Origin of the sequence: methanotrophic endosymbiont of Bathymodiolus puteoserpentis (Logatchev), assembly GCF_900128525.1 — a bacterium.
Lineage (GTDB): Bacteria > Pseudomonadota > Gammaproteobacteria > Methylococcales > Methylomonadaceae > Methyloprofundus.
Genome location: NZ_FQTQ01000196.1, coordinates 1 through 2025 on the forward strand (window position 1 = coordinate 1; position 2025 = coordinate 2025).

Annotated in this window: 1 protein-coding gene and 1 pseudogene; one reads left to right on the top strand and one right to left on the bottom strand. The window is 41.6% G+C overall.

What is annotated here, in order from left to right:
* Positions 1-73 (bottom strand): annotated as a pseudogene (locus tag BQ7314_RS14305) (IS6 family transposase); the annotation flags it as partial.
* A 196-nt stretch (positions 74-269) separates the two neighbouring features.
* Between BQ7314_RS14305 and BQ7314_RS14310 the strand changes: the two are divergent.
* Positions 270-1916: a PEP/pyruvate-binding domain-containing protein gene (locus BQ7314_RS14310; RefSeq protein ID WP_174484371.1), complete on the top strand. Its 1647-nt coding sequence runs from the start codon at positions 270-272 to the stop codon at positions 1914-1916.
* The last annotated feature ends 109 nt before the right edge of the window (positions 1917-2025 follow it).

Sequence of the window (2025 nt, forward strand, 5' to 3'; positions counted from 1 at the left end):
CATACCTGACATAAAAGAAAACCGCATAAAGAATAACGTCTTTGGGAAAGTGTGTCCCTTTAAAGCTGATCATGATTTTATTTTATGCACATTGGGAAATAAGGGGGAATTATCTCAGAATTTACCCGGAGGTGCGACAGAAATCCCACAATTAACTTATACTTGCGACAGAACCGTTTTTATTAAAAAACGTCTATGATGTAACGGGGACACAAAGCTATATCTGGCCATTAGCACAAAATAAAGGCGCTGTTCTTCTCTCAAAGCGCATGGACTTTGATACTTTAGCCGCTAAAGCCAATACACTCGATTTATCTGGTGTGCGAGAATTGAAATTTATCATGACAGACCTCAATAGCAACAACCCTGTTTTGTTTTTCATGAACTCTAATACAACACCCTTACACTATAATTTTGTGCGCAATATACTAAACCGCTATCAAAATATTAGCTATGACTCAGGCCTCGCACAATTTAATACAGAAACTTATTTTAGAAACCGCAGAAACTACCTAGTAGGCTCTGTTGTTGCTTATGACAACTATAATGATGGTGATAATCTAGGTATATACGCACTCGAATTCTGGCCCACTGACCCAGTGCCCGCCAGACTAATAGAACAAGCCTATCGTACGCTGAGTGCCGCCATGCCATTTTTGCCTAGCCCGCTCGCCTACCATCCCGTTGGCTTAACGCATGCACAAGAATTTACCGATAAAAATATACGCACCATTCAAACTAACCAATTATTCTCTCAGCTCGACTCCGCCATACTCAATAAAGGCGAAGCTTACGGCCGCCTTAAAGTATTCACCCCCGGCGACAGTCATCTTAGCGAAGACATTATTGCTATTTATACTTTTATCCCTAATACAATCGCCCATGCTGGTGGCATTATCACCACAGAGCCACAAACACCACTCTCACACATCAATTTAAAGGCGAGACAGAACAATACACCCAATGCCTATATTAAAAATGCACTCACTGATCCAAGCATTAGCAGCCTTATTGGCCAATGGGTGCATTACTACACTGACGATGATGGCATCGTTATTGAAGCTGCATCCGAAGCGACCGCTTTGCAATGGTTAGCAGATAAAATACCGAGCGAAGTGACAATCCCCGAAGGCGACTTAAGCCTTACTGTGCCAACTCCACTCAAAGAGCTAGGGTTTAATGACTGGATACGAGTTGGTGTTAAAGCGGCAAATGTTGCTGAATTAGCCAAAATCTTAGACGAAGGTATTCCCCCTAAGGGCTATGCACTACCCTTTGCACTCTACGATAATTTTATGAACTTACAGCGTTGTGCTAATGAACTACAAAAGCTATGCACAAGAAATGACAGCATGTCATTAAATGAATATATCGCACAACTACTCGCAGATAAGGAATTCCAGCAAAGCCTTGAGATACGCAGACAACGCTTAGCAGATCTACGTGATTTAATCGAACAAGCAGAAGCCCCTCAAGCAATGATTGATCAGATTGAAACAGTCCACCTTTTTTGGGAGCCAGTAGGTGAACCTTTCAAGCAAAAACTCCGCGTACGCTCAAGCACCAATAATGAAGACTTGGAAGGTTTTAATGGCGCGGGTTTATACAGCTCATTTACCCACAAACCCAAAGAAGGCAAGTTAATTAACAGCATCAAACAAGTCTGGGCTAGCCTTTGGAATGAATCCGCCTTTGAAGAACGCCGTTTACACAGGATTGATCACCTTAAAACCTATATGGGCGTCTTAATTCACCCTAATTATGGTGATGAACAAGCTAACGGTGTTGCTATTACAAAAAATATCTTCAATGCAGGTTGGGAAGGCCTGTATATTAACGCGCAATATGGTGAACTATCCATTACCAACCCAGAACCTATTAAAAGTGATACGGGACTTATTAAGGAATGTGCATGAAATAACTTAGGCAACTTATAAAGTTGTTGCGTCAGGAATGGCAGTATAATTCCATTGCCTCAGGTGCTCATCAAATACAATTCGCATTGACTCTTTAAAACCCTCTGCA

Coding starts and splice junctions, on each gene's coding strand:
- BQ7314_RS14310 (WP_174484371.1), top strand. CDS start 270: ATGGACTTTGATACTTTAGCCGCTAAAGCCAATACACTCGATTTATCT.